At 57.8% G+C, this 25,578-nt stretch carries 25 protein-coding genes; 16 read left to right on the plus strand and 9 right to left on the minus strand.

From position 1 onward, the window contains the following. Window positions 1-127: 127 nt before the first annotated feature. Window positions 128-988, minus strand: a complete 861-nt coding sequence (locus IAE27_RS16875) for a LysR family transcriptional regulator (protein WP_004116128.1) — start codon at window positions 986-988, stop codon at window positions 128-130. A gap of 97 nt (window positions 989-1,085) precedes the next feature. Here IAE27_RS16875 and IAE27_RS16880 point away from each other — a divergent pair, with 97 nt between their 5' ends. The 8 genes from IAE27_RS16880 (at window position 1,086) to arnF (ending at window position 9,370) form a co-directional block, all read left to right on the plus strand. After that, complete coding sequence (locus IAE27_RS16880; protein WP_024274787.1) at window positions 1,086-1,592, plus strand: phenolic acid decarboxylase; 507 nt, start codon at window positions 1,086-1,088, stop codon at window positions 1,590-1,592. Between the two features lie 399 nt (window positions 1,593-1,991). After that, the gene (gene arnB / locus IAE27_RS16885) at window positions 1,992-3,131 is read left to right on the plus strand and encodes a UDP-4-amino-4-deoxy-L-arabinose aminotransferase (protein ID WP_049593678.1); all 1,140 of its coding nucleotides are present in this window, start codon (window positions 1,992-1,994) and stop codon (window positions 3,129-3,131) included. A 1-nt stretch (window position 3,132) separates the two neighbouring features. After that, on the plus strand, window positions 3,133-4,116 hold the full coding sequence (gene arnC / locus IAE27_RS16890) for an undecaprenyl-phosphate 4-deoxy-4-formamido-L-arabinose transferase (RefSeq protein ID WP_004106606.1): 984 nt from the start codon (window positions 3,133-3,135) through the stop codon (window positions 4,114-4,116). After that, window positions 4,113-6,098: a bifunctional UDP-4-amino-4-deoxy-L-arabinose formyltransferase/UDP-glucuronic acid oxidase ArnA gene (arnA, locus tag IAE27_RS16895; RefSeq protein WP_070555796.1), complete on the plus strand. Its 1,986-nt coding sequence runs from the start codon at window positions 4,113-4,115 to the stop codon at window positions 6,096-6,098. The genes arnC and arnA overlap by 4 nt, the downstream gene beginning before the upstream one ends. Continuing rightward, window positions 6,095-6,997, plus strand: a complete 903-nt coding sequence (gene arnD, locus IAE27_RS16900) for a 4-deoxy-4-formamido-L-arabinose-phosphoundecaprenol deformylase (RefSeq protein WP_064371025.1) — start codon at window positions 6,095-6,097, stop codon at window positions 6,995-6,997. Before arnA ends, arnD begins: the two co-directional genes overlap by 4 nt. Next, complete coding sequence (arnT, locus tag IAE27_RS16905) at window positions 6,997-8,652, plus strand: lipid IV(A) 4-amino-4-deoxy-L-arabinosyltransferase (RefSeq protein WP_047720542.1); 1,656 nt, start codon at window positions 6,997-6,999, stop codon at window positions 8,650-8,652. The genes arnD and arnT overlap by 1 nt, the downstream gene beginning before the upstream one ends. Beyond that, a complete protein-coding gene (gene arnE / locus IAE27_RS16910) occupies window positions 8,649-8,987 on the plus strand; it encodes a 4-amino-4-deoxy-L-arabinose-phosphoundecaprenol flippase subunit ArnE (protein WP_004106593.1) in 339 nt (112 codons plus the stop codon). Before arnT ends, arnE begins: the two co-directional genes overlap by 4 nt. Then, window positions 8,987-9,370, plus strand: a complete 384-nt coding sequence (arnF, locus tag IAE27_RS16915; protein WP_047720543.1) for a 4-amino-4-deoxy-L-arabinose-phosphoundecaprenol flippase subunit ArnF — start codon at window positions 8,987-8,989, stop codon at window positions 9,368-9,370. Before arnE ends, arnF begins: the two co-directional genes overlap by 1 nt. Here the strand turns inward: arnF and IAE27_RS16920 are convergent. Then, a complete protein-coding gene (locus IAE27_RS16920; RefSeq protein WP_004116107.1) occupies window positions 9,367-10,416 on the minus strand; it encodes an AI-2E family transporter in 1,050 nt (349 codons plus the stop codon). The two genes, arnF and IAE27_RS16920, sit on opposite strands and share 4 nt — an antisense overlap. 132 nt (window positions 10,417-10,548) lie before the next feature. Between IAE27_RS16920 and IAE27_RS16925 the strand changes: the two genes are divergently transcribed. Next, the gene (locus IAE27_RS16925; RefSeq protein WP_064343949.1) at window positions 10,549-11,769 is read left to right on the plus strand and encodes an MFS transporter; all 1,221 of its coding nucleotides are present in this window, start codon (window positions 10,549-10,551) and stop codon (window positions 11,767-11,769) included. Here IAE27_RS16925 and IAE27_RS16930 read toward each other — a convergent pair whose 3' ends face one another. Then, the gene (locus tag IAE27_RS16930) at window positions 11,770-12,327 is read right to left on the minus strand and encodes a DcrB family lipoprotein (protein ID WP_004106586.1); all 558 of its coding nucleotides are present in this window, start codon (window positions 12,325-12,327) and stop codon (window positions 11,770-11,772) included. A gap of 73 nt (window positions 12,328-12,400) precedes the next feature. Next, window positions 12,401-13,066, minus strand: a complete 666-nt coding sequence (locus IAE27_RS16935) for a 7-cyano-7-deazaguanine/7-aminomethyl-7-deazaguanine transporter (protein ID WP_004106584.1) — start codon at window positions 13,064-13,066, stop codon at window positions 12,401-12,403. A gap of 291 nt (window positions 13,067-13,357) precedes the next feature. On the opposite strand from IAE27_RS16935, the gene tusA reads away from it, so the two are divergent. Then, the gene (tusA, locus tag IAE27_RS16940; protein ID WP_004106582.1) at window positions 13,358-13,603 is read left to right on the plus strand and encodes a sulfurtransferase TusA; all 246 of its coding nucleotides are present in this window, start codon (window positions 13,358-13,360) and stop codon (window positions 13,601-13,603) included. A gap of 110 nt (window positions 13,604-13,713) precedes the next feature. On the opposite strand, the gene zntA is transcribed toward tusA, so the two are convergent. Both zntA and IAE27_RS16950 read right to left on the minus strand, forming a co-directional pair. Continuing rightward, entirely contained in the window at window positions 13,714-15,918 is a 2,205-nt protein-coding gene (gene zntA / locus IAE27_RS16945) for a Zn(II)/Cd(II)/Pb(II) translocating P-type ATPase ZntA (RefSeq protein WP_154022825.1), read from the minus strand. Window positions 15,919-15,996: 78 nt separating this feature from the next. Next, entirely contained in the window at window positions 15,997-16,623 is a 627-nt protein-coding gene (locus IAE27_RS16950; RefSeq protein WP_004106578.1) for a lysoplasmalogenase, read from the minus strand. 142 nt (window positions 16,624-16,765) lie between these two features. Between IAE27_RS16950 and IAE27_RS16955 the strand changes: the two genes are divergently transcribed. Continuing rightward, window positions 16,766-17,125 carry a DUF2500 domain-containing protein gene (locus IAE27_RS16955; RefSeq protein WP_004106576.1) on the plus strand — a complete coding sequence of 120 codons (360 nt, stop codon included), beginning with the start codon at window positions 16,766-16,768 and terminating at the stop codon, window positions 17,123-17,125. A 15-nt stretch (window positions 17,126-17,140) separates the two neighbouring features. On the opposite strand, the gene IAE27_RS16960 is transcribed toward IAE27_RS16955, so the two are convergent. Then, complete coding sequence (locus IAE27_RS16960) at window positions 17,141-17,419, minus strand: DUF1145 family protein (RefSeq protein WP_004106574.1); 279 nt, start codon at window positions 17,417-17,419, stop codon at window positions 17,141-17,143. Next, the gene (rsmD, locus tag IAE27_RS16965) at window positions 17,409-18,005 is read right to left on the minus strand and encodes a 16S rRNA (guanine(966)-N(2))-methyltransferase (RefSeq protein ID WP_023329065.1); all 597 of its coding nucleotides are present in this window, start codon (window positions 18,003-18,005) and stop codon (window positions 17,409-17,411) included. Before rsmD ends, IAE27_RS16960 begins: the two co-directional genes overlap by 11 nt. Window positions 18,006-18,197: 192 nt before the next feature. On the opposite strand from rsmD, the gene ftsY reads away from it, so the two are divergent. The 4 genes from ftsY to rpoH all read left to right on the plus strand — a co-directional run bounded on the left by ftsY (window position 18,198) and on the right by rpoH (window position 22,551). After that, window positions 18,198-19,718: a signal recognition particle-docking protein FtsY gene (gene ftsY, locus IAE27_RS16970; RefSeq protein ID WP_070555794.1), complete on the plus strand. Its 1,521-nt coding sequence runs from the start codon at window positions 18,198-18,200 to the stop codon at window positions 19,716-19,718. Window positions 19,719-19,720: 2 nt separating this feature from the next. Beyond that, the gene (gene ftsE, locus IAE27_RS16975) at window positions 19,721-20,389 is read left to right on the plus strand and encodes a cell division ATP-binding protein FtsE (RefSeq protein ID WP_004106557.1); all 669 of its coding nucleotides are present in this window, start codon (window positions 19,721-19,723) and stop codon (window positions 20,387-20,389) included. After that, window positions 20,382-21,440 (plus strand): permease-like cell division protein FtsX, encoded by a 1,059-nt coding sequence (gene ftsX, locus IAE27_RS16980; protein ID WP_024274786.1) that lies wholly within the window; start codon window positions 20,382-20,384, stop codon window positions 21,438-21,440. Before ftsE ends, ftsX begins: the two co-directional genes overlap by 8 nt. Window positions 21,441-21,696: 256 nt before the next feature. Further along, window positions 21,697-22,551 (plus strand): RNA polymerase sigma factor RpoH, encoded by an 855-nt coding sequence (gene rpoH / locus IAE27_RS16985; RefSeq protein ID WP_004106554.1) that lies wholly within the window; start codon window positions 21,697-21,699, stop codon window positions 22,549-22,551. 32 nt (window positions 22,552-22,583) lie between these two features. On the opposite strand, the gene IAE27_RS16990 is transcribed toward rpoH, so the two are convergent. Then, window positions 22,584-24,098, minus strand: coding sequence for a PLP-dependent aminotransferase family protein (locus tag IAE27_RS16990; RefSeq protein WP_070555792.1), 1,515 nt, complete (start codon window positions 24,096-24,098; stop codon window positions 22,584-22,586). A 117-nt stretch (window positions 24,099-24,215) separates the two neighbouring features. Between IAE27_RS16990 and IAE27_RS16995 the strand changes: the two genes are divergently transcribed. After that, window positions 24,216-25,481: a 4-aminobutyrate--2-oxoglutarate transaminase gene (locus tag IAE27_RS16995; RefSeq protein WP_004116085.1), complete on the plus strand. Its 1,266-nt coding sequence runs from the start codon at window positions 24,216-24,218 to the stop codon at window positions 25,479-25,481. Window positions 25,482-25,578: the final 97 nt, after the last annotated feature.

The raw sequence follows: 25,578 nt of genomic DNA on the forward strand, positions 1-25,578 counted from the left end.
GCCCGCAGACGGTGATGAATCTGTAGCCCGGGCAAGGCGCGTTAAGCGCCGCCCCCGGGAGCAGAGCGCACAGCGCAGCTGAGTTTCCCGGAGGCGATGCTGCGCATCTGTCCGGGCTATCAGACCCTCAGGGGGTCCTGAACAGATCCAGCAGCGTGGCGACCTGCTCATCAATGGGCGTTAAATCACGCTTAACGATCAAATGCAGCGGCGTGGCGCGCCGCGCGCCGTGTCCCAGCGGCAGCATCTTCAGCACTCCTTGCTGTAGCTGAGGGCGAATACGCTCCTCCGGCAGCCAGCCGAAACCGACCTGGTACAGCACCGCATCAATGGCGGCATCAATGGTGGAAAAGGTCCATGCATCGCGGGAGGATTGCGGATCGTTGCTGCGATCGGCGATACGCACCAGCGGCCAGGGGGCCAGCGCGTTATCATCCAGCGGCCCCTGCAGCGCGGAGAGCGGATGCTCGCGATGGGCGACGGCGACAAAATCAATATTCATCAGCCATTCGCCGCGGCCGGTAATATCCTGGCGGCGGGTCAGCACCATCACGTCCGCCTCGCTGCGGGCCGGATGTTCCTCTTCAACGTTTTCCAGCACTTCGGTCAGCCTGACCTGGGTCTGCGGATAGCGCTGTTGAAACTGGCGCAGAATGGCGAACAGCCGCTCGCGCGGAAAAATGCTGTCGACCACCAGGTCCAGTCGGGTCCGCGTGCCGTCGCGCAGGGTGGCGGCATGGGTTTCGACGTAAGCGAAGGCCTGCAGCAGCGGTTTAACCTGGCCAAGCAGCAGCTCACCCGCCGGGGTCAGCACCGCGCGACGGCCCGATGGCGTGAGTAGCGTGACGCCGAGGCGCTCCTGCAGCAGCGCGAGATTATAGCTCACCGACGACTGACTGCGGTGGGTCTCTTCCGCCGCCTTCGCGAAGCTACCCAGTTCGACCACCTTTTCCAGCAGCGCCCATTGTTCCAGCGTAGTCTTGTGCATGATTCATCTAAAAAGTGAATGAGTTTAATCCAAACATAGCGTTATTCATCCATTTTTTAAAGCAGTATGCTTGTTCTCAACAAATAGAGGAGAACAAATTATGAGCACATTCGACAAACATGACCTGAGCGGTTTTATCGGTAAACATCTGGTTTATACCTATGATAATGGCTGGAACTACGAAATTTACGTGAAAAACGCCACCACTCTGGATTACCGCATTCACAGCGGCATCGTCGCGAATCGTTGGGTGAAAGATCAGCAGGCTTACATCGTTCGCGTTGGTGAAAGCATCTACAAAATTTCCTGGACCGAACCGACCGGTACCGACGTCAGCCTGATCGTAAACCTCGGCGACAAACTGTTCCACGGCACTATCTTTTTCCCACGCTGGGTGATGAATAATCCGGAAAAAACCGTCTGCTTCCAGAACGATCATATCCCGCTGATGGTTTCCTACCGTGAAGCCGGCCCGGCGTATCCGACGGAGGTGATTGATGAGTTTGCCACCATCACTTTTGTGCGCGATTGCGGCGCGGATAATGACGAAGTGATTAATTGCCCGGCTAATGAATTGCCTGAAAATTTTCCTGGCAATCTGTAATAATTTTGAAATATTTTAGTGATTCGACTGGATTTTTTATATTTGGTCATCCATGTTTAAAAATGGCTAATTGAAAAGTGGTTTAACCTCCGTTTACTTTTCCCCACTGCGTTCCCGCTATTTCGCCATATGGCGGGAACGCTACACATCCCTTTCTTACGCTGAATTTTTTCCTACCTGATTGAATTTAAACATAATTATCATTATAAATTAATTAATATTAATTTCTTAATATTATCCTAAGCAAACCTGTCTAGATTTAATAACATCTGAATACAAAGTAATGAAACGCGGCATCGGGCTGATTTGCTTTCATTTTCATTTTGTTTAAGTCAGCAGGTGCAGGATATTTCTTATCGACCCCGTGTTTAGTCGGGTCATTTATAGAACAGGAAAATGATGAGCGATTTTTTGCCGTTTTCGCGCCCGTCGATGGGCGACGCAGAGCTGGCTGCGCTGCGTGAAGTTTTGCAATCCGGCTGGATCACCACCGGACCGAAAAATCAGGCGCTGGAAGAAGCGTTTTGCGCATTAACCGGCAACCGTCACGCCATCGCCGTCAGTTCGGCGACCGGCGGCATGCACGTTACGCTGATGGCGCTGGGTATCAGCGCCGGCGATGAAGTGATCACCCCTTCGCAGACCTGGGTCTCCACGCTGAACATGATCTGCCTGCTCGGCGCGACGCCGGTGATGATCGATGTCGATCCCGAGAACCTGATGATTACTCCCGAAGCGGTTGAAGCGGCGATCACTCCACGGACCAAGGCGATCGTCCCGGTGCACTATGCGGGCGCGCCGGTGGATATCGACGCCATTCGCGCGATTGCCGAGCGTCACGGTATTCCGGTGATTGAAGATGCTGCCCATGCGGCAGGGACGTACTACAAAGGCCGTCACGTCGGCTGGCGCGGCACCGCCATTTTCTCATTCCATGCGATCAAAAATATGACCTGCGCCGAAGGCGGGCTGGTTGTAACCGACGATGATGAACTGGCCGCACGTATTCGCAGCCTGAAGTTCCACGGCCTCGGCGTAGATGCTTATGATCGGCAGACCCTGGGCCGCGCCCCGCAGGCGGAGGTGATTTCGCCGGGCTTTAAATACAATCTGGCGGATATCAACGCCGCGCTGGCGCTGGTGCAGCTGGACAAGCTTGCCGCCGCCAATCAGCGCCGTGCCGCCATTGCGCAACGCTATCTCCGCGAGCTGGCGGATACGCCTTTCAGGCCGCTGGCGGTGCCGTCATGGGAGCATCAGCACGCCTGGCACCTGTTTATTATCCGCGTTGATGAAGCCGCCTGCGGTATCAGCCGCGATGCCCTGATGGAAAAACTGAAGGCCATGGGCATTGGCACCGGTCTGCACTTCCGCGCCGCGCATACGCAAAAGTATTACCGCGAGCGTTTCCCCGACGTTTCATTACCGCATACGGAATGGAACAGCGCGCGCATTTGTTCCATCCCGTTGTTCCCGGATATGACCGACGACGATGTCACTCGGGTCATTTCCGCACTGCACCAGCTGTCAGGACGTTGATATGTTTAGCTATCCTCCCGTGAAAAAGGTCTCGGTCGTTATTCCTGTCTATAACGAGCAGGAGAGCCTGCCGGAGCTTATCCGCCGTACCGATACCGCCTGCGCGACGCTCGGTCGGCAGTATGAAATTCTGCTGGTCGACGACGGCAGCAGCGATGACTCGGCGCGAATGCTCACCGAAGCCGCTGAAGCCGAAGGCAGCCATGTAGTGGCGGTACTGTTGAACCGCAACTACGGCCAGCACTCGGCAATTATGGCGGGTTTTAGCCACGTCACCGGCGACCTGATCATCACCCTCGATGCTGACCTGCAAAACCCGCCGGAAGAGATCCCGCGCCTGGTGGAGAAGGCCGACGAAGGCTACGACGTTGTCGGTACCGTGCGTCAGAATCGCCAGGATACCTGGTTCCGTAAAAGCGCCTCCAGGATGATCAATCGTCTGATTCAGCGCACCACCGGTAAAGCGATGGGCGATTACGGCTGCATGCTGCGCGCCTATCGCCGCCATATTATCGACGCGATGCTTAACTGCCATGAGCGCAGTACGTTTATCCCGATTCTGGCGAATACTTTTGCCCGTCGCGCGGTGGAGATCCCGGTGATGCACGCCGAGCGCGAATTCGGTGATTCCAAATACAGTTTTATGCGTCTGATTAACCTGATGTATGACCTGGTGACCTGCCTGACTACCACGCCGCTGCGCCTGCTGAGCCTGTTCGGCAGCGCCATCGCTCTGCTGGGCTTCGCCTTCGGTCTGCTGCTGGTGGTGCTGCGCCTGGTATTTGGCCCGCAGTGGGCGGCGGAAGGGGTGTTCATGCTGTTCGCGGTGCTGTTTATGTTTATCGGCGCCCAGTTCGTCGGTATGGGTCTGCTCGGGGAGTATATCGGCCGTATCTATAACGACGTTCGCGCCCGTCCCCGCTACTTTATTCAACGTGTTGTTCGCCAGCCGGAAACGGCATCTCAAGAGGAAGATCGTTCATGAAAGCCGTAGTCTTCGCTTATCACGATATGGGTTGTGCAGGTATTCAGTCTCTGCTGGATGCCGGTTATGACATCGCCGCCATTTTTACCCATCCGGATAACCCTGGCGAAAACCATTTCTTTGGCTCCGTGGCGCGCATTGCCGCGGAACAAGGTATTCCGGTATGGGCGCCGGAAGATGTGAATCATCCGCTGTGGATCGAACGTCTCCGCGAGATAAAACCGGACGTGCTGTTCTCGTTCTATTACCGCAATCTGCTGTGCGAGGACATTCTGAATATCGCGCCGCAGGGGGCTTTTAACCTGCATGGTTCCCTGCTGCCGAAATACCGCGGCCGCGCGCCGCTGAACTGGGTGCTGGTCAACGGCGAAAGCGAAACTGGCGTGACGCTGCACCGCATGGTGAGCCGCGCCGATGCCGGGAATATCGTAGCGCAGAAAAGCGTAGCTATCGGCGAGGATGAGGCGGCGTTGGCCCTGCATCGTAAACTCTGCGCTGCGGCGTCGGACCTGCTGGCTCAGGCGCTGCCCGCGATCCGCGATGGCAAAATCGAAGAGCGCGTGCAGGATGAAAGCCAGGCGACCTGGGTCGGTCGCCGCACGCCGGAAGACGGTCGCCTCGACTGGGATCACTCCGCCCGGAGCCTGCATAATCTTGTGCGCGCGGTTTCCGATCCATGGCCGGGCGCGTTCGGCTATGCTGGCGCGAACAAGTTTATCGTCTGGAAGTCCCGCGTACGTGACGATCTACCCGCCGCCAAAGCGGGGACCGTGCTTTCCGTCACGCCGCTGGTCGTCGCCTGTCAGGAAGGGGCATTAGAAATCGTCACCGGGCAGACCGAGCGCGGCGTTTATATGCAGGGTACGCAGCTGGCGCAGGCGCTGGGGCTGGTAGCCGGAGCGGTGCTGAGCAGCAAACCGGTCGTGGCGATTAAGCGCCGCACCCGCGTGCTGATCCTCGGGGTGAACGGTTTTATCGGCAACCACCTGACCGAGCGTCTGCTGCAGGACGACAACTACGAGATTTACGGACTGGACATTGGCTCAGACGCCATCAGCCGCTTCCTCGACAACCCGCGTTTCCACTTCGTTGAGGGCGATATCAGCATCCACTCCGAGTGGATCGAGTATCACATCAAGAAGTGCGATGTGGTCCTGCCGCTGGTGGCGATTGCCACGCCAATCGAATATACCCGTAACCCGCTGCGCGTGTTTGAGCTGGATTTCGAAGAGAACCTGAAGATTATCCGCGACTGCGTGAAGTACGATAAGCGCATCATTTTCCCGTCGACCTCGGAAGTGTACGGCATGTGCACCGACAACAATTTCGATGAAGATGCCTCTAATCTGGTCGTCGGGCCGATTAACAAACAGCGCTGGATCTATTCGGTCTCCAAGCAGTTGCTGGATCGCGTGATCTGGGCCTACGGCGATAAGAACGGCCTGAAGTTTACCCTGTTCCGTCCGTTCAACTGGATGGGGCCGCGCCTTGATAACCTGAACGCCGCGCGTATCGGCAGCTCTCGCGCCATTACCCAACTGATCCTCAACCTGGTAGAAGGCTCGCCGATCAAGCTGATTGAAGGCGGGAAACAGAAGCGCTGCTTCACCGATATCAGCGACGGTATCGAAGCGCTGTTCCGCATCATTGAGAACAAAGACGGCCGCTGCGACGGGCAGATCATCAACATCGGTAACCCGGATAACGAAGCGAGCATCAAAGAGCTGGCGGAAATGCTGCTGGCCTGCTTTGAACGTCATCCGCTGCGCGACCGTTTCCCGCCGTTTGCCGGTTTCCGCGAAGTGGAAAGCAGCGATTATTACGGGAAGGGTTATCAGGACGTCGAGCACCGTAAGCCCAGCATTCGCAACGCGAAACGCTGCCTGAACTGGGTGCCGACGGTCGAAATGGAAGAGACCGTGGAACATACCCTGGACTTCTTCCTGCGCACGGTTGAATTGACGGACAACGGCAAATCATGAAACAGGTCGGCTTACGCATAGATGTCGATACCTTTCGCGGCACGCGGGACGGGGTCCCACGGCTGCTGGCTCTGCTGAGCCAGCACGGGATTCAGGCAAGCTTCTTTTTCAGCGTCGGGCCGGACAATATGGGGCGTCATTTATGGCGCCTGATAAAACCGAAATTTCTGTGGAAGATGCTGCGCTCAAAGGCCGCTTCGCTGTACGGCTGGGATATCCTGCTGGCAGGTACCGCCTGGCCAGGGCGCAGGATCGGCGCGGGCAATGAAGAGGTTATCCGCGCCGCCGCGCAGGAGCATGAAGTCGGTCTGCACGCCTGGGATCACTATAGCTGGCAAACGTGGAGCGGAGTCTGGCCGCAGGAGAAGTTGACGCTGGAGGTGGAGCGCGGGCTGCTGGAGCTGGAGCGGATCATCGGTCGTCCGGTGACCTGCTCCGCCGTTGCCGGCTGGCGTGCCGATCAGCGGGTCATTAAAGCCAAAGAGGCGTTTGATTTCCTCTACAACAGCGACTGCCGGGGAACCGCCCCTTTTCTGCCGCAGCTCGGTAACGGCGCTTCCGGGACCGTGCAGATCCCGGTTACCTTACCCACCTGGGATGAAGTGGTCGGCAGCGCGGTCGATATTGCGGGCTTCAATCGCTATCTGCTGGATTGCATCCACCGCGATAAGGGCACCCCGGTCTATACCATCCACGCTGAAGTGGAAGGGATCGCCTTTGCGCAACAGTTTGACGAGCTGCTGACCATGGCCGCTCAGCAAGAGATCCGTTTTTGCCCGCTAAGCCAGCTGCTGCCCGTCGATTTTAGCGCGCTGCCGCGAGGCAAGGTGGTTCGTGGTGAATTAGCCGGCCGGGAAGGCTGGCTTGGGCGTGAACAATTACTGAATTCGGGTGTTTGATGAAAAGCATTCGCTACGGCGCCTCTCTGGTCGCCCTTTTTGTCCTCTACTATTTACTCCCCCTCAACTTCCGCCTGCTGTGGCAACCGGATGAAACCCGCTACGCGGAGATCAGCCGCGAAATGCTGGCGACCGGCGACTGGGTGGTGCCGCACTTCCTCGGTCTGCGCTACTTTGAGAAGCCGATTGCCGGCTACTGGATCAACAGCATCGGCCAGTGGCTATTCGGTCATAATAATTTTGCCGTCCGCTTTGGGGTGGTGTTCTCCATTACCGTCACCGCCCTGCTGGTGGCCTGGCTTGCATGGCGTATTTTCCGCGATAAACGCCTGGCGATTTTGTCGCCAGTGATATTCCTGACCGCGCTGCTGGTCTACGGTATCGGCACCTATGCGGTGCTCGACCCGATGATTACCATGTGGCTGGCGCTGGCAATGTGCAGCTTCTGGGGGGCGGCGCAGGCTCAAAGCCACAGCGGTAAAATCTTCGGCTACGTCTTGCTGGGCGTGGCCTGCGGGATGGGGGTGATGACCAAAGGCTTCCTCGCGCTGGCGGTGCCGGTGGTTGGAGTGCTGCCATGGGTCATTGCGCGTAAACGCTGGCGTGAAGTGCTGACTTACGGCTGGCTGGCGGTGGGCGTCTGCGCGCTGGTGGTTCTGCCGTGGGGGCTGGCCATCGCCAAACGAGAGCCGGACTTCTGGCGCTACTTCTTCTGGGTTGAACATATCCAGCGTTTCGCGGAAAAAGATGCCCAGCATAAAGCGCCGTTCTGGTACTACATCCCATTCCTGATTGCCGGAAGCCTGCCGTGGCTGGCGCTGCTGCCGGGAGCGCTCAAGCGCGGCTGGACCGAGCGCGACGAGTCGCGCGGGGCGCTCTATTTGCTCGGATGGGTGGCGATGCCGTTTCTGTTCTTCAGCATTGCTAAGGGTAAGCTTCCGACCTACATCCTGCCGTGTTTCGCGCCGCTGTCGATTCTGATGGCGCGCTACGCGCTGGATGCGGCAAAGGCGGGGGCGAAAGCGCTGAAAATTAACGGCGCGATCAACCTGGCTTTTGGCCTGATTGGTCTGGTAGCGGTGCTGGTGGTTTCGCCGTGGGGCTTTATGCACAAGCCGGTATGGAGCCATATTGAGCTGTATAAATGCCTGCTGGCGGCGCTAATATTCGGCTGTTGGGCGCTGATGGGATGGCTGGCGATGAAGAATAACGGTCGCCGCTGGACGCTTGCCGCGTGCTGCCCGCTGGGGTTGGCGCTGCTGGTGGGTTTCGCGATTCCCGACCGGGTTATCGACAGCAAGCAGCCGCAGTTTATGGTGGATATCGTGAGCGAATCGTTGACGCCGAGCCGCTACGTGTTGACCAATAACGTCGGTATTGCCGGCGGACTGTCCTGGGAGCTCAAGCGCAGCGATATTATCCTGTTCGACAAGCAGGGCGAGCTGAAATATGGTCTCTCCTGGCCGGATGCGCAGCACCAGTTTGTCGATAAGGCGCAATTTGCTGACTGGTTAGCGGCGCACCGCCAGCAGGGGCCGATCTCGTTGGTTCTGCTGATGGATAAAGGAGAGAGTATGGCCGATCTACCGCTACCGAAACCGGATAGCTCTTATGAGCTGGGGCGGGTAGTGTTTATCCAGTACCTGCCGCAATGAGCGTGTGGATCTGTCTGGTTTTCGCCAGCCTGCTGAGCTGCGCCGGACAGCTGTGCCAGAAACAGGCGACCCGCCCGTCCAAATCCGGGCGGCGCGGGCACCATATTCTTGGCTGGCTGGGGCTGGCGCTGCTCTCTCTGGGCTGCAGCATGCTGCTGTGGCTTAGCGTGCTGCAGTCGATTCCGGTCAGCATCGCCTACCCTATGCTGAGCCTGAACTTTGTCTGGGTGACGCTGGCAGCATGGGGGATCTGGCGCGAGCCGGTCGCGCGTCGCCACTGGTTTGGCGTGGCGCTTATCGTCGTTGGGATCGTTATTCTGGGGAGCCGCATCTGATGGGCTTAATCTGGGCGTTATTCAGCGTCGGACTGGTGAGCGCCGCGCAGCTGCTGCTGCGCGGCGCGATGGTCGAGCTGCCGCCGCTGACGGATTTATTTACCTTCCTCAACCATCTGCTGCATCTGCGGGCGGGCACCTTTGGCCTGGCGTTTGGTCTTTTGGGTTACCTGCTGTCGATGGTCTGCTGGTACTTTGCCCTGCATCAGCTGCCGCTGGCGAAAGCCTACGCGCTGCTGAGCCTGAGCTACATTCTGGTCTGGGCCGCCGCCATCTGGCTCCCCGGCTGGCATGAACCTTTCCACTGGCAATCGCTGCTGGGCGTGCTGCTGATTGTCGCCGGGGTGCTGACGATCTTCTGGCCGGTGAAGCGGCAGGGCTAGCCCGGCAGCCTGCTTTTCGGGCGTCCGGGCCCGAGCAGGATGGCTAACTTACTGCCGCCTTTAGTGGTTTCCATCCATATTTTACAGACGCTGGTTAACGGCACCGACAGCAGCATTCCCACCGGACCAAGCAGCCACCCCCAGACCAGCAATGAGAGGAAAACTACCAACGTAGACATGCCCAACCGGTGGCCCATCATGCGTGGTTCGAGAATATTGCCGATAATCATATGCACGACTAAAAAGAGCGCGCCAACCAGCAGGCATTCGTAATAACCGTTAAAAAGTAACGCCTGGATCATTGGCGGGACGGCGGAAATCACCGAGCCAATGTTAGGCACATAGTTCAGCAGAAAAGCCAACACGCCCCACATCAGCGCAAACTGAACCCCCATCAGCATCAGTCCTAACCAGATAATCACCCCTGTCCACAGGCTGAGCAGCGTTTTCAGCGCCAGATAATGCGAGACGCCTTTTAACGCCCGGTGAAGACCGGCGATATGGATTTGCGGGTTGTTCAGTGCAAAGCGGAGTTTATAGGGGACATGACGGACTTCAAACAGCATAAAGACCACGGTCATGACCAGTAAAATAACGCTGGCCATGGCGCCAGAGAGGCCAGTCATCAGGACGGTAGTGAACGTCATTAGCTTGTCGGAGTCCATGCGTTGCAGCATACGTTCCGGGGACATATGAATATGCAAAAACGGCAGCGCCTCCTGCAGGCGCAGGACTTTCGCCGTCAGCTCCTTATTATACTTTGGCAGCATGGCGACGAATTCGTTAACCGATGCGGCCAGCACGCCAATTAACGCGGTAAGTACGATCAGCATCACCACGACCACGATGGTAATGGCTACCGGACGTCTGATACCGCGGCGAATAAACCAGGTGACCAGCGGATTCAGGACAATGGCGAAGAACAATGCCAGTAATAGCTGCACGATGATATCTGCCGCGGCGTGGATACCGGCGAGGATAACCACCAGTGACGCCAGTTTGAGCAGAATATGCATGCCCGTTTTATCGGGCTGAGGGGTTGTCATTCACTCTTCCTTTCTATGATTTTCATTAAGTGTAGCGTCTGGCTTGCTGCCAGGAATCCTAATCTGGCTGCTGATTTATAACGTGCGGCGTGGTAGAAATGAAACACTGTTGTAAAAATCTGGTGGAACCCGATGCCCGAAACCGTCGCTGAACCGGCGCTTAATGGATTGCGCCTCAATCTGCGGATTGTCTCTGTCGTTATCTTTAACTTTGCCAGCTACCTGACCATAGGCCTGCCGCTGGCGGTATTGCCCGGCTATGTTCATGATGTAATGGGGTATAGCGCCTTCTGGGCCGGGCTGGTGATTAGCCTGCAGTATTTTGCTACGCTGCTCAGCCGCCCTCACGCCGGGCGCTATGCCGATCTGCTGGGCCCGAAAAAAATCGTTGTTTTTGGCCTGTGCGGCTGCTTTCTGAGCGGACTGTGCTATCTGCTGGCGGCGTTATGCGGCGGCTGGCCCGTGGTTAGTCTGGCGCTGTTGTGTCTGGGGCGCATTATTCTCGGCATCGGGCAGAGCTTTGCGGGCACCGGCTCAACGCTGTGGGGCGTAGGGGTAGTCGGTTCGCTGCATATCGGGCGGGTTATTTCCTGGAACGGGATTGTGACCTACGGGGCGATGGCGATGGGCGCGCCGCTCGGGGTGCTCTGTTACTCGCTGATTGGCCTGCACGGTCTGGCGTTGACGATTATGGCGGTTGCGCTGGTGGCGGTGCTGTGCGCGTTGCCGCGGGCGGCGGTAAAAGCGGGTAAGGGTAAAGCGATGTCGTTTCGCGCGGTGCTGGGGCGCGTCTGGCTCTACGGCATGGCGCTGGCCCTCGCATCGGCGGGTTTCGGCGTTATCGCCACCTTTATCACCCTGTTTTATGATGCCAAAGGCTGGGACGGCGCGGCCTTCGCCCTGACGCTGTTTAGCTGCGCCTTTGTCGGCACTCGCCTGCTGTTTCCCAACGGAATTAATCGCCTCGGTGGGCTGAACGTGGCGATGATCTGTTTTGTCGTCGAGATTATCGGGCTGCTGTTAGTGGGCCTGGCGGAGACGCCGCTGATGGCGAAAATCGGTACTTTCTTTGCCGGAGCCGGTTTTTCGCTGGTGTTCCCGGCGCTTGGCGTGGTGGCGGTGAAGGCGGTGCCGCAGCACAACCAGGGGTCGGCGCTGGCAACCTATACGGTTTTTATGGATCTCTCGCTGGGGATCACCGGCCCGCTGGCCGGGCTGCTGATGGCGTGGGCGGGAATTTCATCGATCTATCTGGCGACGGCGGGGCTGGTCGCGGTAGCGCTGCTGCTGGGATGGCGATTAAAAAAACGGCCCCCGGTCAATGAACCGGAGGCCGCGGCGTCAGGCCAGTAGTTACTGGATGACGAGGGTGTTGATAATGTTTTCCGCTTCGGTCTGAGCCTGCTGCTGGTTGTCCGCTGGCAGCGTGATCTGCAGCGTCAGCAGTTTGTCATCAACCTTGCCGAGAAGCACGGAAGACCAGGCGGTCTGGCCCTTAGCGGAGATGATGGTGTCCAGCTGTTGCAGGGTGTGGCCTTTGAGCTCAATGGATTTATTGCTCACGACCTGGAGCTGCGGGTCGCGGCTGCGCTGCTGCTCTTCCAGGCGCTGGCTCATCACCGCCAGCTCTTCGTTGGTATTGTCGCCAACAATCACGATCACCGCTTTTTGTCCGGTGGCATCAGAGTAGACGTGCATATTGTTGGCCTGGGTGCCCAGCTTGCCGCTCTGGTCGGTCATACCGGCAGGCAGGGAGAAGCTCAGTTTGCCATCCAGCAGACTAATAGGTTGCCCGCTGGCGTTGCTTTCCGCAGCAGCCCCGGCAGTCGGCGTTTTGGTATCGCTGTTATCACAGGCAGCAAGCCCCATAACCAGCAGGCCAATACCGACATATTTAACCAAATTGCGCATTGACATCTTCCTTTCGATAAACGGCCATTAACGGCTCATTCGCTTATCTTATCACATCGTTTCGCGAGTACTCTTAACCTGGCTGCAATGCGGATAAATCAGATTTATCTGCCAGTTTTTTCAGCAGCATATTCAACAACATGCCGTACATCGGCAGGAAGAATACGATGCTAATCAGCACTTTGAAGCAATAATCGACGATGGCGATTTCCCCCCAGTGCGCCGCCATAAACGGGTCCGGGCTGCGCCAGAAGGCGATAAAGAAGAAGGCCAGCGTATCGCTGATGTTACCGAAAAGGGTGGATGCCGTGGGCGCCAGCCACCAGCGGCGGCTCTGACGCAGGCGGTTAAAGACGTGGACGTCAAGGATTTGCCCCAGCGCGTAGGCCATAAAGCTGGCGGCGGCGATACGAGCGACAAACAGGTTAAAGCTGGTTAAGGCGGCAAAGCCCTGCCACTCGCCCATGTAGAACAGCGCGGAAACCCCGTAGGAGATCAGCAGCGCCGGGATCATCACCGCGAGGATAATGCGTCGCGCCAGCGGAGCGCCGAAAATGCGTACCGTCAGATCGGTGGCGAGGAAAATAAACGGAAAGCTGAACGCGCCCCAGGTGGTATGAAAACCAAAGATGGAGATCGGTAGCTGCACCAGATAGTTACTGGAAGTGATGACCAGCAGATGGAAAAGCGATAGCCAGATCAGCGCTTTTTTACGCTGTACGGTAGTAAACGGACTCATATTGTGACCTTTTTATGCCCATTATTCTTCAAGCTGCAGATGCGTTAACTTTCTTCGCTCATCCCAGTCACTTACTGATGTAAGCTCCTGGAAATTCGCTGCGTCGTCGCCTTTCTGCAACTCGAATGATTTAGGGCCAGAGAGTTGGGGTGAGGGAACCCAATAAAAACGGCTGCATGATACTGCGTTGCGTGCGTAATGCAATGGTTGTTTTTCGCGCAAACGTTAACCTGGCTTGCGTACTGGCGAACTGGGGGTAAACTAGGGCCGTTTTGTTAATGTGAGATGAAAATGAGCGAACTTTTCTCCAGCCCTGACCATACGCTTGATGCGCAGGGGCTTCGTTGCCCGGAACCGGTGATGATGGTGCGCAAGACCGTGCGTACGATGCCGGTGGGCGAGACGCTGCTAATCGTGGCCGACGATCCGGCGACCACCCGCGATATTCCCGGTTTCTGCCGCTTTATGGAGCATGAGCTACTGGCGCAGGAAACCGAGGCGCTGCCGTACCGCTATCTGATTCGTAAAAGCCACTGAGCCAGGCCTCCCCGGATCGCGGCTGACGCCTTATCCGGGCTACAAAAAACAGACCGCACTAACCTGTAGCCCGGGCAAGGCGCGTCAAGCGCCGCCTCCGGGGCTTGCCCTTACTTCTTGCGCAGCAACCGCAGCGCGTTAGCGGTGACCAGCACCGTCGCCCCGGTATCAGCCAGCACCGCTAGCCACAGGCCGGTCAGGCCGAGCAAGGTGGTGACGAGGAAAATGCCCTTCAGACCCAAAGCGATGGCGATGTTCTGCCGGATATTGGCGTGGGTGGCGCGCGCCAGCGAAATCATCTGCGCCAGCCCGGTCAGGCGGTTATGGGTCAATGCCGCATCGGCGGTCTCCAGAGCAACGTCGGTGCCGCTGCCCATCGCGATACCTATCGTCGCCGCTTTCATCGCCGGCGCATCGTTGATACCGTCGCCGACCATGGCCAGCGGCGACTGGGCATTAAGCGCTATCACCGCCTGCACTTTGTCCGCGGGCAGCAGCCCGGCGCGGAACGCCAGTCCCAGCTCGTTAGCGATAGCCGCCGCCGCACGTGGATTATCGCCGGTCAGTATCACTCCCTGAACGCCCAACTGATGGAGCTCATCCACCGCCTGACGGGCATCATCGCGAAGCGTATCGCGCAGCGCCAGAATCCCCAGCAGCGTCTTATCGCGCATTACCAGCACCACGGTTTGCCCGGCGCTCTCCAGCTGCTGAATAGGTTCATCGTACTGCGGATCGCGAGTTTTACCGGCGGCGCAAATCAGCACCTGGCGTCCTTCAACCTGAGCCTCAATGCCGGATCCGGCCAGCGCGCGCTGATCGCTTGCCGACGGAATGACCAGCCGGCGCTGTTCTGCCTCACGCACGATAGCCTGGGCTAACGGGTGGCTGGAGCCTTGCTCCACGGCGGCCGCGAGCGCCAGCAGATCGTTTTCGCTGATGTCTGCGGTCGCCATCACCGCGGTGACGCGCGGCTGGCCGATGGTCAGGGTACCGGTTTTATCAAACGCCACCTGGCGCACGCGGCCGAGCTGCTCCAGCGCCGCGCCGCCTTTAATCAGCGCGCCGCGTCGTGCCGCTACCGCCAGCCCGGAGGTAATTGCCGCCGGGGTGGAGATCACCAGCGCGCACGGACAGCCAATCAGCAGCAGCGTTAAGCCTTTATAGATCCACGGCAGCCAGGCGCCCGCAAACAGCAGCGGCGGAACAATGGCCACCAGCAGGGCGACGACCATAATCGCCGGGGTATAGATGCGGCTAAAGCGATCGATAAAGCGTTCAATCGGCGCGCGGCGCTCCTCCGCTTCTTCAATCAGCTTAAGAATACGATCGATAGCGCTGTCGCCCGGTTCGGAGATCACCGTCAGCTGTACCAGACGATCGACGCTGGTGGCGCCGGCCGCTACGCGTTCCCCGGCGTTACGCTCTACCGGTACGGATTCACCGGTCAAAGCGCTCTCATCGAAGCTGGCGAAGGGGGAGAGTAGCTGGCCATCGGCAGGGAGGCGGCCTCCGGCGGCGACTTCAATCACGTCGCCGGGGCGCAGGTCGCGCTGGGCTACGGTTTCACGCACGCCATCGCGTACGCGGATTGCCGTGTCGGGCTTCAGCGCCATCAATGCGCTGACGCCTTGCCGCGCGCGGCTGGCGGCCCATCCCTCAAGACGTTCGCCGATTAAAAACAGTAGCAGGACCATCGCCGCTTCGGCGGTGGCGCCGATAAACAGCGCGCCGATGGCTGCGACGCTCATCAGGGTTTCAATGGCGAACCAGCTTCCGCTTCTGATCAGGCGTATCGCTTGCCGGGCGACCGGCCACAGGCCAACCAGCGTGGTTGCGATGAAGGCGATTTCGCCCAGAGGCGGGCTGAACTGCTCCAGCCCCCAGCTTAGTCCCATCATGATGACCAGCGTGATGAGCGGCAGATTCTCGCGCAGCCACGAGGTGGACTCCTCTGCCCGTGGTGCGTTTTCATCACGCAGCTGATAGCCCGCGGCGCGCACGGCGCTTTCGATTTGCGGACCAACATCGCCCTCGGCGTTGACCAGCAGCTTTTCGGTGGCGAACAGTACCTGCACCTGGCTGACCCCCGGTACCTGGCGAACGGCGGTTTCGACCTTGTGCGCGCAGGCTGCGCAATCCATGCCTTCTACCAGCCAACTAAAGCGTGCGTGCCTCAGAGCCTCGTTTTCCTCGGTGGTTTCGCTGCGGCAGGCGTGGTCCGCGCAGCAGCTTTCCGCCGGCTGCGCGGCAGGGGTAAATTTTAACGATGAGAAGTGTGGGACTTTTTTATCCTGCGATTCTGGAGCCGACATAGGACCCTCCGGGTAATGATAATTTTCTCATTACCCGCAGGATACACTCTGGAGTCGACTCCAGAGTCAAGCGCTTAATTACAAATAAAGCGCGCGGACGATCAGGAAGTGCCCGGCGAAGTAAAATGCCGAGGAGATCGCGTTGTCAGCGCGGAAGCGGCGGCGATAATGGCTGATCAGCCAGACCGCGTTGCCGAGCAGCAGGAATGCCGCGCCAGCGAAGCCGGACAGGGCGGTATCCGTCGGGCGGGCGAACCACAGCTCCCCGGCCAGCCAGACCATCACCAGCGTCATCGCGATAAAGGTAAACACCGGCATCCGCATCTCTTCCAGACGCGTCCAGATAATCGCCAGCAGCAGCGCGCCGAGGATCAGCAGCACCAGCGGCAGCGGCCAGAAGAAAGATAGCGTCAGCTGGCTGGCAAACCAGATGGTGTAGAGCAGATGCGAGAGAAAGAATGCCCCCACGGCGTACATTACCCGCTGCCGCGGCAGCAGGGTCAGCGCGTCGCCGACCAGCGAGGCGCAAAGCCCCGCCAGCACCAGATAGCTGATGGCGTTAAACATCGGCGCTTGCCAGGCCAGTAACAGAAGCAGGATCAGCGTGACGGGTTTAAACACCCAGCGACGCCAGGCAGGCCCACGATAAGACGCATCGACGTAAAGCCATGCGGAGAAACAGACAGCAATAAATGACCAAAGCATAGTAAGTCCCTGTATCTGTTATCATTACGTAAGTGATTGTACTTACAGTACTGAATCTCAGTGTAGTGGTTTGCAGAGGAAGATGACAATGATAATCAAGCCACAGTATGCTTATTCCTGATAATTCCTGGGGGCAAGGTGAATGAGTAAAGTTCCGCTGTTTTTTATGGTTGCCGTTGCCATCATTGCGGTTGCCGCGTCGTATCGCTATGTGCAGCAGCGTCGGGAAAAAATGGATAACGATGCCGCGCCGCTGTTGCAAAAACGGGTGGTGGTGAGCAATAAGCGGGAGAAGGTGATTAACGATCGCCGTTCGCGCCAGCAGACGGTGACGCCTGCCGGCAGCGAAATGCGTTATGAAGCAAGCTTCAGGCCGGAAAGCGGCGGGCTGGAAGTGGTTTTTCGTCTGCAGGCGCCGCAGTATCATGCGCTAAGCGTCGGCGATAAGGGCGTACTGAGCTATAAAGGTTCGCGGTTTATGGGTTTTACGCCCGAGCCCTGAACCTTTTATTCGGCCTTATTTCTTCTTCAGGGTCGCCTTGAGCTTTTTCTGCCAGGCGACCAGTTCGAACACGCCGAAGATGAAAATACGAATTTGCTCGAAGCGCCCCAGCGGCGGCATCTCTTTCGTCTGCGTCGCCTTGAGCAGCGTGAGCTGCAGGCCGTGCATCAGAATCATAAAGATCAGCGCCACGTTAACAAAGATATTGAGCGGCTTTGGGAACGGTTGGAACAGATTCAGCAATAAAAACGCCCACACGCACAGCATCAGCAAGCGGCCAAAGTTAATCAGCATGGTTTTCTCCTTGTGCCTCACGTTGATAGAGACGGTAGGCGACCTGTCCGGCTACTTTCTCACGGTACGGATGCCAGTTTACAGGCACCGGCGGTAACCCGTTTTCAACTTCACTTTCAATGTAGATGAGCGCTTCATCGCTAAGCCAGCCGTTGTTTTCCAGCAGCTTTAGCGTCTCTTCAAGCAGCCCTTTGCGAAACGGGGGATCGACAAACACGATGTGATGCGGCGTGCCCGCCTGAGCAAGAAACGCTAAGGTATTGGTATTCACGACTTTGCCGTTGCTGGCTTTGAGAGTCGCCAGATTTTTTTGCAACTGCTGCGCGACGCCGCGTTCCATTTCCAGCAGCGTGGCGTTAGCCGCGTAGCGGGAGAGGGCTTCAAGGCCCAGCGCGCCGCTGCCGGCGAAGCAATCGAGGCAGTTCGCGTCAACGATCGACGGCGCTAGCCAGTTAAATAGCGTTTCGCGCACCCGGTCGGTGGTCGGGCGCAGACCCGGGCTCTCCGGCACCGGTAATTTACGGCCTCGCCATTGCCCGCCGATAATACGGATCTGACCGCTGCCTGCGTGGTTTGGTTTCTTCATTTCTTTGCTCAAGTCTCAACTTCCGGGCTGCTATTCTAACGATCGCCAGCGGTTGACGAAACCTTAATCCGGGGGCGGTGATGCGAGTTAAGTTAAGTGGTAGACTATCCGACTAATTTCATCATTTTTCAGCTTCCGCTATCAACAGGCCGAAGCTGTGCCATGAATTAACAGCGAGGAGTGTAGTCGCAAATGGCGAAAGACAAAAAACGTGGCTTCTTTTCCTGGCTGGGCTTTGGTCAAAAAGAACAGGCGCAGGAAACCGACGCAGAACAAAAAGTAGAAGCCCAGCAAGAGGTTGAAGAACAGGCTCCGGAAAGCGAAACGCCTGCGGCTGCGCCGGAAACGGTCGACGCGCCGGCGACGGAGCACCAGGATGCCGAAGCCTTTGCCGCCGAGGTGGTCGAGGTGACCGGGCAGGTTGTGGAGAGCGAACAGCCGCAGGCGGTTGTCGACTCCCCGGCGGTTGAGACGATTGCAAAACCGCCTGTGGTTGATGAAATTGTCGCTGAGCCTGTAGTTGAAGAAGCTATCGCCGAGCCGGTAGTGGCTGAAGCTATAGTTGAGCTGACGCCGGAAGAGGTGATTGCCGAACCGGAAGCTGTCGTTGTTGAAAAGGGTGAAGAAGCTGTCATTGAAGAGCCGGAAATCGTTGAGCCGGTAGAAGAAGCCGAAATCACCGACGAAGAGCTGGAAGCGCAGGCGCTGGCTGCAGCCGATGCGGCGGAAAACGCCGTGGAAGTGGTGCCGGACGAAACCGTGGTGACGCCGTTAGAGCAGGAAAAACCCACCAAAGAAGGGTTCTTCGCTCGCCTCAAACGCAGCCTGATAAAAACCAAGCAGAACCTCGGTTCCGGATTTATCAGTCTGTTCCGCGGCAAGAAAATCGACGATGATCTGTTTGAAGAGCTGGAAGAGCAACTGCTGATTGCCGATGTTGGCGTGGAAACCACCCGTAAGATCATCACTAATCTTACCAACGACGCCAGCCGCAAGCAGTTGCGCGACGCCGAGGCGCTGTACGGCCTGCTTAAAGAAGAGATGGGCGATATTCTGGCGAAGGTGGACGAGCCGCTGAACGTAGAAGGCAAGGCGCCATTTGTCATTCTGATGGTTGGCGTCAACGGCGTCGGTAAAACCACCACCATCGGCAAGCTGGCGCGTCAGTTTGAGCAGCAGGGCAAATCGGTGATGCTGGCCGCGGGCGATACCTTCCGCGCGGCGGCGGTAGAGCAGCTTCAGGTGTGGGGTCAGCGCAACAATATTCCGGTGATTGCCCAGCATACCGGCGCGGATTCGGCATCGGTTATTTTCGATGCCATCCAGGCGGCGAAGGCGCGCAACATTGACGTCCTGATTGCCGATACTGCGGGTCGTCTGCAGAATAAATCGCACCTGATGGAAGAACTGAAGAAGATTGTCCGCGTCATGAAAAAACTGGATGTCGATGCGCCGCATGAGGTCATGCTGACCATTGACGCCAGCACCGGGCAAAACGCGATTAGCCAGGCCAAACTGTTCCATGAGGCGGTTGGACTGACCGGCATCACTTTGACTAAGCTGGATGGTACCGCCAAGGGCGGGGTTATCTTCTCGGTTGCCGATCAGTTCGGTATTCCGATTCGCTACATCGGTGTTGGCGAACGTATTGAAGATCTGCGTCCGTTTAATGCGGGCGACTTTATTGAGGCACTTTTTGCCCGAGAGGATTAAAAATGATTCGCTTTGAACAAGTCAGCAAAGCCTATCTCGGTGGGAGACAAGCGCTGCAGGGGGTGACTTTTCACCTGCAGGCGGGTGAGATGGCGTTTCTGACCGGCCATTCCGGCGCGGGGAAAAGTACCCTGCTGAAGCTTATCTGCGGTATCGAGCGGCCCAGCGCCGGCAAAATCCTTTTCGGCGGCCATGACATTAGCCGCCTGAAGAGCCGCGAAGTGCCGTTTTTGCGCCGTCAGATTGGCATGATTTTCCAGGACCATCATCTGCTGATGGACCGTACCGTTTACGATAATGTGGCGATCCCGCTGATTATCGCCGGCGCCAGCGGTGATGACATTCGCCGTCGCGTGTCGGCGGCGCTGGATAAAGTCGGGCTGCTGGACAAAGCGAAAAACCTGCCGATTCAGCTTTCAGGCGGGGAACAACAGCGCGTGGGTATCGCCCGCGCGGTGGTCAACAAACCAGCGGTCCTGCTGGCGGATGAACCGACCGGTAACCTCGACGAAGCGCTGTCGGAAGGGATCTTACGTCTGTTTGAAGAGTTTAACCGCGTTGGGGTGACGGTGCTGATGGCGACGCATGATCTGGGGCTTATCTCCAGTCGTCCGTATCGCGTTCTGTCCCTCAGCGAGGGGCATATGCATGGAGGCCATATCGGTGAATAAGCGCGAGGCAATGAACCACATTCGCCGGTTCGGCAATCGATTCGATCGTTTCCGCAATGCGGGCGGAGCGGGCGGCAGCGGTGGACGCAATACGTCGAAGCGGCCTAAGGCGGCGCCGAATCCGGCTTCCCGCAAGAGCAACGTGTTCAATGAACAGGTGCGCTATGCCTGGCATGGCGCGGTGCAGGATCTGAAAAGCACGCCCCTGGCGACGTTCCTGACGGTGATGGTAATCGCCATTTCGTTGACCCTGCCAAGCGTCTGCTACATGGTCTACAAAAACGTCAGCACCGCGGCGTCGCAGTATTATCCCACGCCGCAAATCACCGTCTATCTGGAGAAAACGCTGGATGACGATGCCGCTGCGCGGGTAGTCGGGCAGCTGCAGGCGGAGCAGGGCGTCGAGAAGGTCAACTATCTGTCGCGCGATGAAGCCCTTGGCGAATTCCGCAACTGGTCAGGCTTCGGCGGCGCGCTGGATATGCTGGAAGAGAACCCGCTGCCGGCGGTGGCGATCGTCGTGCCGAAAATTGATTTCCAGAGTGTCGAAGCGCTGAACACGCTGCGCGACCGCGTGAGCCACGTTCAGGGCGTTGATGAAGTCCGAATGGATGATAGCTGGTTTGCGCGCCTCTCGTCGCTGACCGGGCTGGTCGGACGCGTGTCGGCGATGATCGGCGTACTGATGGTGGCGGCGGTGTTCCTGGTGATCGGCAACAGCGTGCGTCTGAGCATTTTCGCCCGCCGCGATACCATTAACGTGCAGAAACTGATTGGCGCAACCGACGGCTTTATTCTGCGTCCTTTTCTTTACGGCGGTGCGCTGCTGGGGTTCTCCGGCGCGTTTCTGTCGCTGATCCTGTCGGAAATTATGGTCATGCGCCTTTCGTCGGCGGTCACCGAAGTGGCGAAAGTCTTCGGCACGCAGTTTGAACTCAGCGGCTTAGGCTTTGATGAGTGCCTGCTGATGCTGATTGTTTGCTCAATGATTGGCTGGGTCGCCGCCTGGCTGGCAACTGTACAACATTTACGTCACTTTACTCCCGAGTAGTAAAAATCTGGTATAATCTTTCCCTGCACTGAATATCTCTCTGCAGGGAAAGAGTCCCTGTCGACGCTTCCCTAAACTTCATAACCATGTCACATTTTGTGCGTAATCTATTCACATCGTTGCATGGAACTTGTGGATAAAATCACTGTCTGATACTAATGTGAGTGATATTCTCGTTGCTCATCAATGCTGGCATGTTTGTTGCTCCGCTGTGAGGACAGAATGGTGCCAGAAGATATCGATTGAGAGGATTTGAATGACCAAAGATATGCAAACTTTAGCCTTAGCCCCCGTTGGTAACCTGGAATCGTACATCCGGGCTGCTAACACTTGGCCGATGTTGTCGGCTGATGAAGAGCGGGAGCTTGCTGAAAAGCTGCATTACCAGGGCGATCTGGAAGCAGCGAAAAAGCTGATCCTGTCTCACCTGCGCTTTGTTGTTCATATTGCTCGTAACTACTCGGGTTATGGCCTACCGCAGGCGGATCTGATTCAGGAAGGCAACATTGGCCTGATGAAAGCCGTGCGCCGTTTTAACCCGGAAGTGGGCGTGCGTCTGGTTTCCTTCGCCGTGCACTGGATCAAAGCGGAGATTCATGAATACGTTCTGCGTAACTGGCGTATTGTGAAGGTCGCGACCACGAAAGCGCAGCGTAAGCTGTTCTTTAACCTGCGTAAAACTAAGCAGCGTCTGGGCTGGTTCAACCAGGACGAAGTCGAAATGGTGGCTCGCGAACTGGGCGTATCGAGCAAAGACGTGCGTGAGATGGAGTCACGTATGGCGGCGCAGGATATGACCTTCGACATGTCGTCGGATGATGAATCTGATAGCCAGCCGATGGCGCCGGTGCTCTATCTGCAGGATAAAACGTCTAACTTTGCCGACGGCATTGAAGACGACAACTGGGAAGAGCAGGCGGCGAACAAGCTGACCGACGCGATGCAGGGTCTTGACGAACGTAGCCAGGATATCATCCGCGCCCGCTGGCTGGACGAAGACAATAAGTCCACGCTGCAGGAGCTGGCGGATCGCTACGGCGTATCGGCCGAGCGAGTACGGCAGCTTGAAAAGAACGCCATGAAAAAACTGCGCGCCGCTATCGAAGCCTAATCTGCGCGCCAGTCCCGCGATAACGCCCCACATTACGTTGGGGCGTTTTGTTTTTCTGCCTCCGTCAGCGCCTGCGGGCAGTGCCTGTTCAGACACTCAAGCAGCACGTTGAACGCTGGCTCCATCTGCGTTTCCGGCTGCGAAGCAAACCCCATCAACAGTCCTTTCTTCCGCTGCGCCGTCAGGTAATAGCGCGACAGCGGACGCACTAAAATATTGCGCGCGTTGGCATCGCGGGCAATCGCCACGTCATCTGCCTCATCCGGCAAATTCAGAATCAGATGCAGTCCGGCATTGTCGCTGAAGTCCGACAGCGCATGCGCTCCGCAGTGCCGCTGAATCAGTTCGGTCAAAAAGACGCGACGGCGGCTGTAGAGCAGGCGCATGCGACGAATGTGCGCCGAGTAATGACCGGCATTGATAAATTCCGCCAGCGCCAGCTGGATAAGCGAATGGCCGCCGCGGTAGAGCTCGGCATGGGCGTTTTTGAGTTCAGCCGCAAGCGGTCGAGGCAGCACGACGTAGCCCAGCCGCAGCCCCGGGTAGAGCGTTTTACTGAACGTGCCGACGTAGACCACCGGCGCTTCGGGGACTAAGCCCTGTAGCGCCGGGATCGGCTGGCCGGAAAAGCGAAACTCGCTGTCGTAATCATCTTCCACAATCCAGCTGCCGTGCTGATGGGCCAGGGTGAGCAGGCGCTGTCGGCGTTCAAGGCTCATTACCGCGCCGAGGGGATACTGATGGGATGGCGTAACGAAGATCAGCCGCGGCGCTTCGGCTACGCTTTCGGGCGGGCACAGGCCGCTGGCATCCACCACAATCGGCTCAGCCCGCACTTCATTCATCGCCAGCACGTGGCGAATGCCCCAGTAGGAAGGCTCCTCCACCCAGGCGAGATCGCCGCGGTCGCACAGCATGCGGGTGATCAGGTCGATGGCCTGGTGGATCCCTTCAGTAATAAGAATTTGATCTGCCTGACACAGAACGCCGCGCGCTACTCTCAGATAGTCCACCAACGCGTGCTGCAGCTCGGCGGTACCGCCGTTACAGCTATAGCTGAGCTGTTCGGGTTTTGGACGGCGGCTGATGCGTGCCTGAATTTTACTGAACAGCGGGTGGGGAAATGCATTGACGTCCGGTACGCCGGGGATAAACGCTCCCCACTGACGCGGGCTGGCGCTGATGTGCCCCAGCAGACGTTGGCCGCGACGGGAAAGAGTCCCGCTGGGGGGCTGCGCGGGATGGCTTTCGTTGGCGCTGCTGGCGGGAAGAAACATATCGGGCAGCGTTTTCGCCACGAAAGTGCCGCTGCCGCGACGGGATACAACGTACCCCTCAGCCAGTAGTTGTTCGTAAACTGTTAAAATTGTGTTGCGAGACATTCCTAGTTCCCCCGCCAGATCCCGCGACGGCGGCAGCCGGCTATGGGGCGGGAGAGAACCATCCAGAATGGCGTGGCGAATCGCCTTGTAAAGGCGCTTGTGCAGGAGCGGATCGGTTTCTTTCTGCAATCTGACCAGCACCAGGTCTGCGATAAGCGAACGCAATTGGATCCCTCAGATAATCTGAATTGGTACTCGATTATAGGGCCAAATCCTGTGTAAATAAACGACATAGTTTCGGATTTGTTGCGATAACGTGACACACATGACAGGAGATTCCCGGTGAAAAGTTCAGAACTGAATCAGCGTCGCCAGCAGGCGACTCCACGCGGCGTAGGGGTGATGTGCAGCTACTTTGTTGAGAAAGCTGAGAACGCTACGCTGTGGGATATTGAAGGGAATGAGGTGATCGATTTCGCCGCCGGCATCGCGGTGCTGAATACCGGCCATCGCCACCCAAAAATCGTTGCCGCCGTTGAACAGCAGCTGCAGGCCTTTACCCACACGGCTTACCAGATTGTCCCGTACGAAAGCTATGTCACGCTGGCCGAGCGGATTAACGAACTGGCGCCGATTGACGGTCCGGCGAAAACCGCCTTTTTTACCACGGGGGCAGAAGCGGTTGAAAACGCGGTGAAAATCGCGCGCGCTTATACCGGCCGTCCGGGGTTGATTACCTTCGGCGGCGGCTTCCACGGTCGTACGTTTATGACCATGGCGCTGACCGGCAAAGTGGCGCCTTACAAGATTGGTTTCGGCCCGTTCCCGGGCTCGGTTTATCACGCCGTCTACCCTAACGCCGCCCATGGCATTACCACCGCCGACGCGATGAAGAGCCTGGAGCGCATTTTCAAAGCGGATATCGCGGCCGATCAGGTGGCGGCGATTGTGCTGGAGCCGATTCAGGGGGAAGGCGGCTTTAACGTTGCCCCGCCTGAGTTTATGCAGGCGCTGCGCGCGCTGTGCGATACCCACGGCATTCTGCTGATTGCCGATGAAGTACAAACCGGCTTTGCGCGCACCGGCAAGCTATTTGCGATGCAGCACTATGATGTGAAGCCTGACCTGATGACGATGGCCAAAAGCCTGGCCGGCGGTTTCCCGCTCTCCGGCGTGGTAGGTCGCGCCGAGGTGATGGATGCGCCTGCGCCTGGCGGCCTGGGCGGCACCTATGCCGGTAACCCGCTGGCGGTCGCGGCGGCGCACGCGGTGCTGGACGTGATTGAAGAAGAACAGCTGTGCCAGCGCGCTGAGCGCTTAGGCAGCCATCTGAAAGAGGTGTTGAATCAGGCGCGTCAAAGCTGCCCGGCCATTGCTGACGTTCGCGGTCAGGGCTCGATGGTGGCGGTGGAGTTTAACGATCCGCAAACCGGGGAGCCGTCGGCGGAGATCACCCGTCAAATCCAGCAACAAGCCCAGGAGAACGGCCTGCTGCTGCTGAGCTGCGGCGTCTATGGCAACGTTATTCGCTTCCTCTATCCGTTAACGATTCCGGATGCGCAGTTTACGAAAGCGCTGGATATTCTGGCCCGCGTGCTGAAGCGCTAACTTTTCGTCCGGTCAGGCTGCGGCGGCACGGAAGCCGAACAGAAACAGGAGGCCGCAGACTGGTTATTCATGCTCAGCGTGAGTGGTTTATCACCCT

Source organism: Klebsiella sp. S69, assembly GCF_016516145.1.
GTDB lineage: Bacteria > Pseudomonadota > Gammaproteobacteria > Enterobacterales > Enterobacteriaceae > Klebsiella > Klebsiella oxytoca.